Genomic DNA, 14,514 nt, shown 5'->3' on the forward strand with positions numbered 1-14,514 from the left:
GATATGGCAAGTATCGAGAAAGTAAAAAATTATAATCCCGATTGGATAGAAAATGAGTTTAAATCAAATAGAGTTGAAAATAGTATAAGATATGATATCAATGATATTTTTACACTAAGAACAAATATTTTTTATGAAGAGTTAAAATATAGAGGAGGAAGTTCAAACTTATTTGTACAAAATGGAAATATAATAAAGAATGGCTCATCTATTCGTAAAAGTGCTTGGGCAGAAACAAAAAATAATGGAGCAAATATCTACTTTGATTCAAAGTTTGATACAGGGAGTGTAAGCCATACTTTAACAACTGGATATTCTTTAAGTTCTAGAAAATACTATGTATCATCTGACCATCAGTCTAATGCTTATTTTACTGATAACATAAATTTGAATGATTTTAAAAACTTTGCAAAGCCTGATGATTCTCTTTGGAGAAATAACGGTATTATAGGAACACAACAAAGAGAACTAGATTCAGCAACTAAATATAAAAATATCTTAATAGGGGATGATATAGTATTTAATGACCAATGGAGTGCATTAGTAGGAGTAAACTATGCAACTATTGTAAATACAAGTTATAGTAATGGTGTACAAAGTTCAAAATATGATGTATCTGAACTTACTCCTACTTTATCACTTATTTATAAACCATTTGAAAATTTAACAACTTATGCTACTTATATTGAAAGCTTAGAAGCTGGAACAATTGTAGGAAATGACTACTCTAATGCAAATGAGATATTAGATCCATATAAAAGTACTCAATATGAGATAGGTGCAAAATATAGTATGTTAGATGAAAGAGCGTTATTAACAGCATCACTATTTAGAATAGAAAAAGCCAATTCTTATGAAGATACAAGTACGGTAGCAAGTTTAGGTAGCCCAACACTTACTCAAGATGGTGAACAAATACATCAAGGAGTTGAGCTTGGATTGACTGGAAAAGTTACAGATAATTTAACTTTAATGGGTGGAGTAACATTTATGGATTTAAGTGTAGAAAAAGCTACAAATCCTACACTTGAAGGTAAAAAACCAACAAGTGCAGCGACAAGAATGGCAAAATTATTTGCAGAGTATAATATTCCATATATAAATGGTTTATCTATAAATGCAGGAGCATACTATACTGGTAAAAGTTATATAAATGCTGATAATACGAGATTTTTTCCAAGTTATACTTTATATGATGCAGGACTTAGATATAAAACAAAACTAGGAAATTATCCTACAAGTTTTAATCTAACAGTACAAAATTTAACAGATAAAGCTTATTGGATAACTAATTCAATGGTTGGTGAGCCAAGAGCTGTTGCATTTTCTATGAAAATGGAGTTTTAATTTAGTTAATAATAAAGAGAGTTTTTGCTCTCTTTATTTTGTAAGCTACTTAAAGTTTGCCACTTCTCATAGCTTCACAAAGTTTTTTGGCTCTAGTTTTTACTTGTTTGTACCAATTACTTTGTTCCATATTTATAGAGGCTTCTACATACTTTCCATCACTTATTAACTTAAGAGTATTTTTAAAGCTAAGTAGCCCTTTTATCCCCATATTATAAGCCATATCTATAAGAATAGCTTGTCTTACATCATCTAATTTATCAAAAAATGATAATTCTTTTGATAGGGCATTTTTAACTCTTTCAAGTTCTTTTTTTAACCAAGTTTTAGCTATCTCTTCACTTACTTGATAGCTTGTTTTCAAAGTATTAGTGGTTGCACCAATACTTTTTAATTCGTCTTGATTTAAAGGATTTGCTTCTATATTTCTTCCATAACCAATAGTGTCAAATCCAGCAGGACATTTATAAACTGTTTTACTAAAACCTTCACTTTGTGCAGTAAAAGGTAGTACAGTTTCTATTGCTGACATATTTTTACTTTATTGAATGATGCAACAATCATTTGATTGTATAGGTACAATGTAACAACAATTTATCATTTTTATAGATTTATGTTCATACCATTTTTGATTTAAAAAACTTGATTTATCTAAATATTCTTTTAATCCTCTATTTGGATCAAATAGATAAAATTTTTTACCTTTTTTTATAACTGCAATAGTATGACCTGAACCATTTTCATAATTTAAAGCAATTAATAAATTAAAATCATCTGGTATTTGTGAAATGTTATTAATTGTACCAACTATTTCTGAGATAGGTACATGAATATTATAAACTAGTGCTTCATAGTTTGGATTTAATTTATTGACAACATAATTAATCAAATTAAATGTTTCTTTTGAATGTTTTGAATGGTATATAACATAGTTATTATATACATCATAATATTTTTTTAATATATCATAATTTGTTTCATTAAATATATTTTCAGCTATATCATTATCAATAATTCTTGATTGAATAGATTGAAAGATAAATTCACAACTAAGTAAAAGGCATAATCCTTGAACTTCATTTTCGTCACTAATAATACCTTGTTGTAACATTTGTTTTTTGATTATATTTTGTTTTGACATAATTACTCCTATATTTTTATTAATAGATTTTTTGCTTGTTCTATACCAAGTATCACATCATCAACAAATATATTTTGATGTGATATCTTGATACTATGTAAACTAACTTTTTTAAATATTCTTATAAAAAAGTTAGGTTTCTTTGATGAAAAAGTTTTATTATCTATTTTATATATTTTAAATTTAAAGCTAATTTCTAGGTTGTAATAAGGATAAAAAAGCATATTAGCAATTTCATTTAAAGGTAGTGAAAATTCTTTATAAAACTTAGATAAAATAGTTGCATATCTATAAAAAATATACTCTTTTAATTTATCTTGAGCTATAGATTTTTCGCTTTCTAAAATAAATGATAAATCAGCCAAAGAAATGGTAGTTTTCATTTTATTCCATCCAAAATGGTTTTTTTTCAAAGCCTATATGATATACTAACCATTGCATCACAACTTGATGTTCTCCTAGATTGATAATATTAAAATTTTTTTCTATACCTATAATATATCCTTTTGGAGATTCACTTAAACAACGATTTATATATTCTTGAGCTTTTATTATTTCATTTTCATCATATGTTACATCAGGGTCTTTATGCCCTACGGTAACTCTTTTGATAAATTGAATAGAACTTAAATTGAAAACTTTAGCCATCTCTTATCCTTTTTGTTATTCTTCTTGTTTTTTGTTTGAAGAAGTATCTGCTTTTAACTTATTCGATTCTACTGGAGTAATAGAATTTTGGATAATATCAAGCACTCTAGAAAGTCCTTCTGGCATTCCTCCATCTTTTGCTTGTAGTTCAACATGGTATTTAGCAGATGTATCAGTTTTTCTTGAGTTCTCTTTATGTGAACTAATAGAACCTTTTACATTTACTTTAGCCTTAAAGCAACCAAATCCGAAACTTGCTTCAGCTTCTAAAGTACCTGATTTATCATCAGAAGTTTTTTCTTCTTCTGAAGTCTTTATTTCCATATCAAAAGTGATATTTAAGTCTGTGATTGAAAGAGTTGGAATTTTGACGATAGATAAAAGGGGTGTTTGAACAAGCATATCTGTTGTTTCATAACCAATTATTTCCCCTTTGTCATCGTATTTAGGAGTTTTGTTTTGATATTTGAAGTCAATTGTTCTAACTTTATTTTTATCTTTATCTTCAAATCCAACTGTATTGATAAATGTTGCTGTTGAGTTTGCAAGTTTTAATTGTGCATTGCAAGCAGCTAAAAGTGGTGCACCAATAAGTGAATCCATTGGTAAACCAGTGAATTGATTAGTAATTTCTGTTGCCATAATAATTTCTCCTTTTTTAGTATAGTTTTTTATAAGTTAATGTGAGTATTTTTATTTTACATTGTCTATTTCCTCCTTATTTTGAATTAGTTCTTTTGTGTAACCTTGGGATTTATTTATAAGTTCATTTATCATTCTTGCTGTTCCTTCTGGTAATTCGTGCTTAACCATAGTTAAACTAATATGGGCATTGATTCCTTTTTGCTTGGCAATGCCTCCACCTACAATATCAACTTGTAAAGTTGGTAATTTATTAAATTCTTTTATTTCAGATTCTTCATCATCTTTTATATTTTCAATTCCCACTAATTGTAAGTCAAAATCTGTGGTGATTTTTTCAATATGAACTTGATTTATAGGTAAAAGATTTATGTAAGGAACTTCATAATATTTTGTTTTGTAACTTGTATCATCCGAGTTTGGAATACCAATTTTTAGTTTTTTGGGAAAAATACCAGGAAGAGGTTCATCTGTTTTATTTCCTAAAGCATCTTTTTTTAATTTTTTTGTAAAGAAAGTAAAAAGATGAGAAAGTTGAGATTCCTCTACACTACTTTGAGCTTGGGCAACAGATTTTGCAATAGAAATAACAATATCATTTAAAGAGTTGATATTTGAATTTTCTGCCATTTGTATATCCTTTAAATATTATTTTTAGGAATTTAGCATAAATCTTATAATTAAAATTATAAGATTTATAGCGATTTCATGGCTATAAATCTTATAATTTGTCAAGGACTTGTTAAGATATTTTATATATAATCATAATTACTAAAATATACAAGGAGTTAAAATGAAAAAGTTTTTGAAAATATCAATGGTATTTTTGCTACTATCAAATATATCTTTATTTGCAAATAGCGTATTAGGTGATCTTACTACTAGATTAGATAAATGTGTGAGTTTTGAAAAAGAAGTTAAAGAAAATAAAGCTTTAGATTATGATTTGTTTATAAGATTAAACAAAGAAACAAAACAAAATGAGAATTATATTTATCCAGTTCCTATGAATGAAAAAGAAACTGTACGATTATATGTATTTTTAACACAAGAGCAAGCTTATGCTGAATTAAAAAATTTATTAGAAAAATATACAGTTTTGGAAAAGTTTACAACTATATTTCCTTTATCAGAAAGTAAAGAACAAGTTATTAATCTTCAACCATCTATAAAAGATGAAAATACTGGGTTTAATTGTTATATCAAAAAAAATCAAGAAGTTTGGATAGCATCTTATCCTTATGGGGGAAAAGATAGAGAAGGAAAAAAGGTTATTACTATTATTGAAGGTAATGGTAATCATACTAAAATGTTTTTTTATAAAAAAAATACATTTGATCATTAAAATATTTTATTGAAGATTTAGTGTATAAAGTAAAAGGAAGAATTTTTTATTTTTCCTTTTTTATTGATTTCATATTTTAAGCAAAAACTCTTTTATTCTCAACTTTTTTAATATCACTAAAATTATCTAAATAGTCTAAATATGCAACCAAATATTTTCTACTTAAATCATACTTTTGTTTAAAGTTAAAAATCTCTATAAATCCATCTTCTTTTATGATTTCTCGCATAGCTTTTAAGATTTTATTCAAACTTTGATTATGTATAAAAATATTGTGTTGAAGTCTTATAACCTCTTTTTTTGAAGTTAAAGATTTTAAAATATCATCACCCAATTTTCTATCAATATCCATTTCATCATAAATATTATATGGAGCTGTTGGACTTAAATCCTCTTTTTTTAATCTTTCACAAAATATATTTTCTAACTCTTTTGTAAAATCTTCTTTAATATTTGCATTTTTATATAAAGAGTTTTCTTTTATTAAGAAATTTTCATCTACTAAATCGCTTAAAACATTTTCTATAAAACTCAAACTTGCCCAAGATAGTCTTAAATGTATTGAAGAGCTTGAAAGTAGGGCATAAGAGTTTTTTGTATATATATTTTTTATAAATCTTTTTATCTCTTCTTTTGTAGAGTTTGGATAAATCACAAGCTCTTTTTCATCTATAAAAACATCTTTCAAGGTTTTTGCAAAATTTATTGCTTCTTCATGAGAAAGTGCAAATCTTTGAGTTGAAGAGATGATTCCTAAACCTTTTTTATGGGCAATTAAAAGCTCTTTATAGGCATTTTGAAAATCTCTTTTTTCTAAAAATTCTAGTAAAACTTTTTTTTGTGGTTTTTTCATAGGGTCAATTATAGGGTTTAATACAACGGCTCCACAAATTGTTTCATTTGCATTTCTTAAAATAAGTTTTTCGCCAAAAATAGTAAATAGTTTTTCATCAGCTTTTATTGTTGCAAAACCATCTTCAAGGCTTGTTAAACTATCAAAAAGTAAAACTTTCACTTCACTCTTTTTTGCACCAATAAACAGAGTATATTTTTGATTGTGATTTAGCTTTTTATTTTTTAGACATTTAAAAGATATATCTATCTCATCAAAGCCACGAATAAAGCCTTTTTTTGTTATCAAATCTCCTCTTTGAATAGAGTTTTTATCAATATTTGCTAGATTTAATGCAGCTCTATTTGATATATTTGCTTCAAGTACATTTTGGTTATGAACTTGGATATTTTTTATTTTTGTCTCTTTTTGAATTTGTGGGATAAAAACTTTTTCTTCCAGTTCACATTTTTTACCCAAAACTGTTCCCGTTACAACCGTTCCTATACCTTTTGGAGAAAAAACTCTATCTATATAAAATCTAAAGAAATTTTCTTCTTGTTTTATACTATTTTTTATTGTAAAAAGTTTTGTTTTAAGGCTTTCTATTGAATTTGAATCAAAAATAGATACTGCTTGTATAAATTTTACTTCAAAGTTAAACTCTTTTAAAAATGCTAAAATTTGACTCTCTTTTTGTTTTAACTCTTCATCATCTACTAAATCTTTTTTTGTGATAACTACGATAATTTCTTTTAATCCTAAAAGATTTATTATCTCAATATGTTCTATTGTTTGAGGTTTTATACCTTCATTTGCACTAACAACAAGCATAACATAGTCAAATCCAAAAGCTCCAGCAATCATATTTTTTACAAGTTTTTCATGACCAGGTACATCAATAAAAGCGATATTTTGTTGTCCTAAACTCAAATTTGAAAAAGATAAATCGATAGTTATCCCACGCTCTTTTTCTTCATTTGTAGTATCTCCTTCAAAACCATTTAAAGCATTTATAAGTGCTGTTTTACCGTGATCTATATGACCTGCTGTTCCTATTATTATATTAGACATTTTTAAACTCTTTTATTAAAATCTCTTCTATTTTTTCCACTTCATCTTCTTTTATTGTTCTAAAATCAAGTATAGTTTTATCATTTTCAATTCTTGATATGATTAGATTTTTTCTTAAAATTTCTTCCATTTTATTTGCTTTAAAATCTTTAAATTTCAAACTCAAAGCAAATGAGGGGATTTTTTTATTTGGAGTTGTCCCACCACCAACCATAGTTGAAGTTTCTATAACTTCACAATTTATAAAATCTTCTATTTTTGATTTTAAAGTTTTTGATCTTTCTTCTAAAACTTCTAATTTTGTATTTAACATTTTTAGTGTTGGAATCGTGTCAAGTTCATTTTTCAAATATAGATTTAAACTCTCTTCTAACAGAGCAAGAGTTATTTTATCGACTCTTAACATTCTTAAAAGTTGGTTCTTTTTCAATTTTTCTATTAGCTCTTTTTTACCTATTATTATTCCAGCTTGAACACTTCCTAGTAGTTTATCTCCTGAAAAGCTAAGCAGACTTGGATTTTGTTTCATAAGTTCTAAAATAGATGGTTCATCTTTGCTTAGATTATAAGGTAAATCCATTATATGTCCACTTCCCATATCAAAATAATCTATTAAATAGTTTTGTTTAGCTATTTTTGAAATATCTTCAAAACTTACATCACTAGAAAATCCTTCTATACTATAATTTGATTTATGAACTTTCATAAGCATTGCTGTATTGTCATTTATAGCATTTTCATAATCTTTTAAATGAGTTTTATTTGTAGTTCCAATCTCTTTTAAAATAGCTCCACTTTGGCTCATAACTTCTGGAACTCTAAAACTTCCACCAATTTCTACAAGCTCTCCTCTGCTTACAACAACTTCTTTATTTTTACAAAAAGTGTTTAGTATCAAAAAAACTGCACTTGCATTGTTATTTACAACTATTGCATCTTCACAATTTGTTAAGGCTTTTAGTGATTTTGTGATATGTTCGTATCTTTCTCCTCTTTTGCCTTTTTGTAAATCATACTCTAAATTGTTGTATGAAGTTGCTATTTTGATTGCATTTTTAAATATCTTTTCATCTAATAAACTTCTTCCTAAATTTGTATGAACTATGATACCAGTAGCATTTATAACTGTTTTTAGTGATGAACTATTAATATTTTTATACTCTTTTATAATACTATTTATAAGTATATTTTCATCGAAATGTTTTATATTGTTATTTAAAATATTTTCTCTTAATTTTTGTATTTTTTCTTTTGATATTTTTGTTATTAGAGCTTTTGATAGACCATCAAAAGCCTTGTTTGTGATAAATTTATCAATTTTTGGGATAGATTTTAATAACATAAATTTAACCTTTTAATTATCGTTTAAAGTTAAGTATTATACTATTTTAACCTTTATGGAGAGTATGTGTATCTGGTGAGCACCACAGGTTTCAACCCTGATTGACGGTTTTGATGACAACGCCGTGAGAGGTTCGATTCCTCTACTCTCTCGCCATAAATGATTTAGAACAATCTAATATCATCTAAAAAGCCCCTAAAATTCAAACTTTATCAACAAATATTAATCTAATTTAGTTTATCATAATCTAACTAAATCTAATAAATTTTGGGTATTATATTGGGTGGTAAGTAAAAAAAACACTCAGAAATATTATAAAAACCACCCAAAATATACAAAGGATTACTATTTATGGCTATTTTAAACATATTAAAAGATATTCAAATAAAACAAGCAAAACCAAAAGATAAAGATTACTTTTTAAATGATGGTGGTGGGCTTAGAATTGCAATAAAAACAACTGGAAATAAAATATGGGAATTTAGATACACATTCAATCAGAAAAGAAGAGTAACAACATTTAAAAGTTATCCTATTGTTAGCTTAGAAAATGCAAGATTAAAAAGAGATGAGTTTTTAAATCTCATAGCTAAAGGTATTGACCCAATAGAAAAGAATAAAGAAGATAAACAAGAGCAGTTAATAGACACACAAGGAATGTTTTTAAATGTTGTTAGTGAATGGTTAGAAGAAGAGGGTAAAAGAGTAAAAGCAAATACACACTTAACAAAAGTAAGAATATTTGAAAATGATATAAATCCATTTTTAAAAGATAAACATATAAAAGATGTAACAAAAGATGATATTTTACAGATTATTAAAACAAAAGAGATACAAGCTCCAAATGTAGCTACAAGAATATTTACATTTTTGAGAGCATTATTTAACTATGCAATATTTAAAGGCTATTTAACAAAAAATATTTTTAGTAATTCAAAAGATGAAACTAAATACTACATAACAAAGCAAGAAGTAAAACATTTTGCCAAGATTACAGATGAAAAAATATTAAAAGAATTGGTAGAGGATATTTATAACTATCAAGGTATGCACTCAATAAGAAACTCTTTGAGATTTGTACTTCATATACCTTTAAGAGCTGAAAACCTTTGTAATCTTAAATGGAAATACATAGACTTTAATAAAAAGCTTTTAATAATTCCACGGGCTGAGATGAAAGTAAAAGATAAGAACTTACCTGATTTTCAAATTCCTTTATCTGATGAGGTTATAAATATTTTAAATGACCAAAAACCTTTTACAGAACATCAAAGTTATATCTTTTTAGGAACAGATAATAAAAAACCAATAAATACAGAAAGCCCAAATGGTGCTTTAAAAAGAATGGGTTACAATGATGAGAGGAAAGGCAAAAAGCAAAGGTTACACGGTTTTAGAGGTACATTTAGAAGTTTGATAGAAACTCTTGATACAGATAATAAATTTAGCTTTGAAGTTAAAGAGAGAGCTTTGGACCACCAAGAGAGTAATAAAGTAGTAAGGGCTTATAGTCATAAAAGCGATTATACAAAACAGTTAAAACCTTTGATGGAGTTTTGGAGTGATTATATTTTGAGTTTAAAAGATGATGAGGTTAAGTAATGGAAGATTTAGAAAAAGTACAAAGAGAATTTTTAAAAAGGATAAATTTAATTTTTGATAATAGCTTATTAGATGATAATTCAGAATTTGGAAAAGTTATAAAAGTTACTACAATGTATCATAACAAAGCCTTTGATTTTTCAACTAAAGAAAAAGCAAAACAATTAGAGAAAGAAAATTATATTATAGATGATTTAATAAGTATGGTAAATACAGAAAGAGGATTTAATGATTTAACTACTCTATGTATGATCTATAAAATTAATTTTATTCAAACTTTAGATTTTTTAACTTTTATGTTTATTCCTACTTCACAACTTTTAAATAAATTATTTATGAGAGAAAATCCAGATTTAGAAGAAGTCTTAAAATGGACACAATCAGAAGATTATGGAATTTCAGTAATAAATCACATACAAAATAATATAAAAGTGTTTTTAGATGATGAATATAAAAAAGAAGATAATCATAAAAAAGCTTTTGAACTTATTTCTAATAGTATAAAACAAGAGGCTATGGAAACAACTTTTAAAATGGTACAAGAAAAGCTTAAAAATATGAAATTAGGAAAATATAAAGATATTGATTTATCTAAATTTCTAAAACAAGAAATTAAAGAACTTGATGATTTTAATTCAAACAAGGATTATATGAATAAGATTTTTAGTAACCCAAAAATAACAAGTAGATTATATACAAAAAACAATCCTCATTTTATGAATAAGTTATCAAATGATAATTTAGCTTACTGTAAAGATACAGATAGTTTTTATTTTAAGGGTTTAGAGGAAAGTTTATCCATAGCTTATACAGACAAGTATCTATTAATTAATATTGATAAGAAACAAGCCATTAAGGGCTTAAATGAAGCATTAAAAGGTTTAGAAATATTAACAAATGATGAAATAGAAAAGCAAAAGAATTTCATAAAAGAATTTATTAATTTAATTCAAAATACAAATACAAATTACTATCCTTTTAAATTTATAGGCAAAACTTTGGGAATGAATAAAAATGAAGCCCGAAACTATGCCATTAAAATATTAAATACAGTTAACCCTCAAGTATTTAATAAACAATATGAAAACTAATTATTTGAGTAAGTATATTCTCATCTTTTTTTGATGATTTTGTACCTAATCAAATTTATATTTATTCCATTTTTATATCTCTATTGAAATTTACTCAAATCTAATATCATTCAATCAAGTGTTATATAACCTCGATAAATACAGCATTATCTAAAACGGTTTTAGCAGTTTTTTATCCGTGTTAAACTAACACAATCCAGATAGCTACTGGAAAATATCAATCAAATTTAATTCAAGGTTGATATTGGATTTTTCGCGATTAATCCTAAAATATTTTTTTAGGAGTTTAAAAATGAGTAATACAAATAATACTCAAAAATTTATGAGAGCTAAGGAATTAGCAAAATATTTAGGTATAGGCTTAAGTACGGTATGGCTTTATGCTAAACAAGGAAAAATCACACCAAAAAAGATAAGTGGTAAGATAACTGTTTTTAATGTCGAAGATGTAGAGAAAGCTTTAATAGGTGGTGCATTATGAATAGTGTACTACTACAAAAATTAAAAGAAATAGCCGTATTAAGTCTTGATGATTTTTATAACTATGGATTTTCAAGTAATGAAACTCAAGATAATTTAGCTAATTGGTTAGTTATGGACTACTTATCTAAACTTGATGGTATAGAGGATTTTAATTTAATACAAATATCTCTACTGGTACATCAAAAGTTAAATAGTCTGGAAATTATAGATAGAGAATTTATTAACTCTATTTTTAAAAGTATAGATGATAAAGAGGTTTAATTATGAATAATAAGACCACTCATTTAATTAATATTCTTACTCAATTATTAGATGGTAAGAAGTTATCATCAATAGATATTAGGGCTTCAAACTCTAATCAATATTTTTGTACTATTAAAAACAATGGTATAGAACTAATAGAAGTAATTAAGCCAAATTTGACAAATAGAGGTTATCATTTAGAAAGAAGATTAAACCTAAGTGATGATAATCTCAAAAAAGCAAAACAATATCTTGATAAGTTAAAAGGCATTGTATAAAAAAATAACTAATTATAAAGTTTTTAAGGGTGGATAAAATTCACCCTTTTTTTATACTTTAAGTTTAAAAAAAATACCCCTTATAATATGTATCAAGGTAGTCTAAGGGGATAATATGAAAAAGAGTTAAAAAACTACTAATCACCTTTATATTATTGGGCTTTGAAGTAGTAGGAAAAAACACTTTAAGAATTGAAGTTCTTAATGTAGTAGGAAAAAACTAAATGAATGTATTAAAAGAGTTAGAAAATTATATCAATGAATTTAATAAAAATAACCAAATAGAGTTTAGTATTGATACGATAAGAATTGATTTTAAAAAGCAATATAAATTATCTAAATTAGAAGAGTTAGGAGTATGGAAAAAGATTGACAAAAAAGATAAAAGGATAATGGATAAACTCAAAAGAAGATTAGTGGCTGATGAGGTTACAAGTGCTTATCAACTTGAGAACTATAATATCTATTTCTATAATAGTAATAAGGATAAACCAAAGTATAGAATAGCCACTATGGTAATATTTGGATTAAAACAATATCACAAAGAGCCAGTACCTCATCAAATAGTAAGCAATATAATATCTATTCTTAAAAACATCTCTAATATTGATTTATGCTTTGATATGAAGATAAAACCAAATATTGAAAGGCTTAGTAAATATTTTGACTTACAAAGATATAAATTAGAAGATACCTATTATATTAATAACACAAATATTTTAATGTTAGATAAAATTACAATATACAATAAAGCTATTAAAAACAATTTAGAGGGTATATTATGGAGAGTTGAAGCCTTAATCTCAATCCCAAATATAAAATACTTAGCTTTACCACTTTTTGAATTTAAAGAGATTATAGACATATCAAAAGGAACTTTAGAAGATGATATTAAATAAACAACTCAAAGAAGATTTAAAAGAGTTTGAAACAAAAGTAAAAGAGATATTATCAAAAGATAAAAACCTTATTGGAACTATTGTAACAGTTGATTATATTTGTAAGAGAACTAATAGAAAATTACAAAGAAAAATATTAATTTAAAGTTTTAGAAAATGAACAAAAAGTGAATACAAACCGAACAAATAAAAGCTTATGCTAAGGGGTCTTATTGAAGTAACGGAACAAAAAGTGAATAGATAAATGAACAGCATAATAAACACTATTTTAATATTAAATACGATATAAATTATAGTTAAAAATGAAACAGTTAATTATCTATGTAGTCAAAGTTAAAATACAAAAAGAAACACTAAAAAAGATGAGGTTATAAGTAATTTAACTTTTTCAAAATAGCTAAAAACCTATAACCAAAATTCAACACTTAAAATCCTATTACATAGTAACTATAAGACAAAATGCAACAGCAAAAAGAAACAAAATACCTTATTCACTACCAATAGTTTTTAAAGTGTGTTGTCTTACTATTTCATTTCGCATATCATAAAAAACCCCATTTATAGTATTATCTTCATTTAAGTATATAAAATAAGTTCCAATATCTTTTTTACCTTGCTTTATTATTTGTATAAACTTTTTATCTTTTGTAAAACGACCGATTGAAAAATCATCAAATGATAAACCTATTTCTTTACTCCAATATTTGAAACTTTTACTTTTTTCTAATACTTTTTTGATTAAACTAATTTTCATTTTACACCTTTTTTGTTTTGAATTTATAATAATATTATAGAATAATATTGTCTTTTCATAATAAAGTCAATAGTTAATATTATGTAATTCAAATAATATGGAATAAATATGTTATTATTTCATAATAATTTAAAAGGATTTATTTAAAAATGGATAGAAAAGAGTTTAATAATTTATTGAAAATCGCTAATTTATCTAAAAAAGATTTTTGTGATATTATAGGGCTTAATTATGCTACTGTAAACACTTGGGGCAGTTCTAATATTAATATTCCTCTTTGGGTTAAATCGTGGCTTGAAAACTATCTAAAAGCTAAAGATTTTGATAATGTATTAGAAATACTAAAACCATATACAAAAAAATAGTATTATTTTAAAAGATAATAGATATACTTACTAAGCTTTATAATTTTAATATAAAATATTAGATTGGGTAGTAAAATGGGTAGTAATAGTAAATTAATATTTATATAACTCCCATTTTATGGTTAGTATATTTAATTATTCGATTCCTCTACTCTCTCGCCATAAAATTATTTTCATATCTTTTATTCAAATATTCTTTTTTAATTATAAAATAGTTGTAACATTTTTTAAATAATCAAAAAATAAGATTAACAAATACTATCAAATTTGTTACAAAAAGTAACTCGAACTAACAAATTTGAAAATTCTTTTGTAAAAATTGTCCATTTTTTTCATTTAAATCGTCTTACTATATAGAGAAACAAATTCTCAAAATTAATACAAAGGATTTAGGATGAAAAACAAAGTTTTCATGTCAGTTGTAACAT

19 protein-coding genes and 1 tRNA gene are annotated in these 14,514 nt (G+C 25.3%); 11 read left to right on the plus strand and 9 right to left on the minus strand.

Annotated features, from left to right (window positions below; genetic code table 11):
- Window positions 1-1,347, plus strand: a 1,347-nt coding sequence (locus CRU91_RS11600) for a TonB-dependent receptor (protein WP_113895382.1), incomplete at its 5' end; no start/stop codon positions are given.
- A gap of 49 nt (window positions 1,348-1,396) precedes the next feature.
- Here the strand turns inward: CRU91_RS11600 and CRU91_RS11605 are convergent.
- The 6 genes from CRU91_RS11605 to CRU91_RS11630 are packed head-to-tail and all read right to left on the minus strand — an operon-like array spanning window position 1,397 to window position 4,408.
- Window positions 1,397-1,879: a glycoside hydrolase family protein gene (locus CRU91_RS11605; RefSeq protein ID WP_113895383.1), complete on the minus strand. Its 483-nt coding sequence runs from the start codon at window positions 1,877-1,879 to the stop codon at window positions 1,397-1,399.
- Window positions 1,880-1,888: 9 nt separating this feature from the next.
- A complete protein-coding gene (locus CRU91_RS11610; RefSeq protein WP_113895384.1) occupies window positions 1,889-2,488 on the minus strand; it encodes a YopT-type cysteine protease domain-containing protein in 600 nt (199 codons plus the stop codon).
- Window positions 2,489-2,496: 8 nt separating this feature from the next.
- Window positions 2,497-2,871, minus strand: coding sequence for a hypothetical protein (locus CRU91_RS11615; RefSeq protein ID WP_113895385.1), 375 nt, complete (start codon window positions 2,869-2,871; stop codon window positions 2,497-2,499).
- Window position 2,872: 1 nt separating this feature from the next.
- On the minus strand, window positions 2,873-3,136 hold the full coding sequence (locus tag CRU91_RS11620; protein ID WP_113895386.1) for a hypothetical protein: 264 nt from the start codon (window positions 3,134-3,136) through the stop codon (window positions 2,873-2,875).
- A 15-nt stretch (window positions 3,137-3,151) separates the two neighbouring features.
- Window positions 3,152-3,778, minus strand: coding sequence for a DUF2589 domain-containing protein (locus CRU91_RS11625; protein ID WP_113895387.1), 627 nt, complete (start codon window positions 3,776-3,778; stop codon window positions 3,152-3,154).
- Window positions 3,779-3,829: 51 nt separating this feature from the next.
- Complete coding sequence (locus tag CRU91_RS11630; protein WP_113895388.1) at window positions 3,830-4,408, minus strand: DUF2589 domain-containing protein; 579 nt, start codon at window positions 4,406-4,408, stop codon at window positions 3,830-3,832.
- Between the two features lie 163 nt (window positions 4,409-4,571).
- On the opposite strand from CRU91_RS11630, the gene CRU91_RS11635 reads away from it, so the two are divergent.
- On the plus strand, window positions 4,572-5,123 hold the full coding sequence (locus CRU91_RS11635; RefSeq protein WP_113895389.1) for a hypothetical protein: 552 nt from the start codon (window positions 4,572-4,574) through the stop codon (window positions 5,121-5,123).
- 76 nt (window positions 5,124-5,199) lie between these two features.
- Here the strand turns inward: CRU91_RS11635 and selB are convergent, their stop codons facing one another.
- Window positions 5,200-7,029, minus strand: a complete 1,830-nt coding sequence (selB, locus tag CRU91_RS11640) for a selenocysteine-specific translation elongation factor (protein WP_113895390.1) — start codon at window positions 7,027-7,029, stop codon at window positions 5,200-5,202.
- Window positions 7,022-8,371 carry an L-seryl-tRNA(Sec) selenium transferase gene (gene selA, locus CRU91_RS11645; protein WP_113895391.1) on the minus strand — a complete coding sequence of 450 codons (1,350 nt, stop codon included), beginning with the start codon at window positions 8,369-8,371 and terminating at the stop codon, window positions 7,022-7,024. Before selA ends, selB begins: the two co-directional genes overlap by 8 nt.
- A 57-nt stretch (window positions 8,372-8,428) precedes the next feature.
- Between selA and CRU91_RS11650 the strand changes: the two genes are divergently transcribed.
- From CRU91_RS11650 to CRU91_RS12305, 8 genes are all read left to right on the plus strand, one after another.
- Window positions 8,429-8,527 (plus strand) — tRNA-Sec (locus CRU91_RS11650).
- Window positions 8,528-8,722: 195 nt separating this feature from the next.
- On the plus strand, window positions 8,723-9,973 hold the full coding sequence (locus CRU91_RS11655) for a tyrosine-type recombinase/integrase (RefSeq protein ID WP_113895392.1): 1,251 nt from the start codon (window positions 8,723-8,725) through the stop codon (window positions 9,971-9,973).
- Entirely contained in the window at window positions 9,973-11,064 is a 1,092-nt protein-coding gene (locus tag CRU91_RS11660; protein ID WP_113895393.1) for a hypothetical protein, read from the plus strand. The genes CRU91_RS11655 and CRU91_RS11660 overlap by 1 nt, the downstream gene beginning before the upstream one ends.
- Window positions 11,065-11,356: 292 nt before the next feature.
- Window positions 11,357-11,545: a helix-turn-helix transcriptional regulator gene (locus CRU91_RS11665; RefSeq protein ID WP_113895394.1), complete on the plus strand. Its 189-nt coding sequence runs from the start codon at window positions 11,357-11,359 to the stop codon at window positions 11,543-11,545.
- Window positions 11,542-11,808: a hypothetical protein gene (locus CRU91_RS11670; protein ID WP_113895395.1), complete on the plus strand. Its 267-nt coding sequence runs from the start codon at window positions 11,542-11,544 to the stop codon at window positions 11,806-11,808. The genes CRU91_RS11665 and CRU91_RS11670 overlap by 4 nt, the downstream gene beginning before the upstream one ends.
- Before the next feature lie 2 nt (window positions 11,809-11,810).
- A complete protein-coding gene (locus CRU91_RS11675; protein ID WP_113895396.1) occupies window positions 11,811-12,068 on the plus strand; it encodes a hypothetical protein in 258 nt (85 codons plus the stop codon).
- 224 nt (window positions 12,069-12,292) lie between these two features.
- Window positions 12,293-12,967, plus strand: coding sequence for a hypothetical protein (locus CRU91_RS11680; protein ID WP_113895397.1), 675 nt, complete (start codon window positions 12,293-12,295; stop codon window positions 12,965-12,967).
- The gene (locus tag CRU91_RS12305; RefSeq protein WP_222718471.1) at window positions 12,954-13,112 is read left to right on the plus strand and encodes a hypothetical protein; all 159 of its coding nucleotides are present in this window, start codon (window positions 12,954-12,956) and stop codon (window positions 13,110-13,112) included. Before CRU91_RS11680 ends, CRU91_RS12305 begins: the two co-directional genes overlap by 14 nt.
- 342 nt (window positions 13,113-13,454) lie before the next feature.
- On the opposite strand, the gene CRU91_RS11685 is transcribed toward CRU91_RS12305, so the two are convergent.
- The gene (locus CRU91_RS11685) at window positions 13,455-13,721 is read right to left on the minus strand and encodes a hypothetical protein (protein ID WP_113895398.1); all 267 of its coding nucleotides are present in this window, start codon (window positions 13,719-13,721) and stop codon (window positions 13,455-13,457) included.
- 149 nt (window positions 13,722-13,870) lie between these two features.
- On the opposite strand from CRU91_RS11685, the gene CRU91_RS11690 reads away from it, so the two are divergent.
- Complete coding sequence (locus CRU91_RS11690) at window positions 13,871-14,086, plus strand: XRE family transcriptional regulator (protein WP_113895399.1); 216 nt, start codon at window positions 13,871-13,873, stop codon at window positions 14,084-14,086.
- Window positions 14,087-14,514: the final 428 nt, after the last annotated feature.

Source organism: Aliarcobacter vitoriensis (assembly GCF_003316695.1).
Classification (GTDB): domain Bacteria; phylum Campylobacterota; class Campylobacteria; order Campylobacterales; family Arcobacteraceae; genus Aliarcobacter; species Aliarcobacter vitoriensis.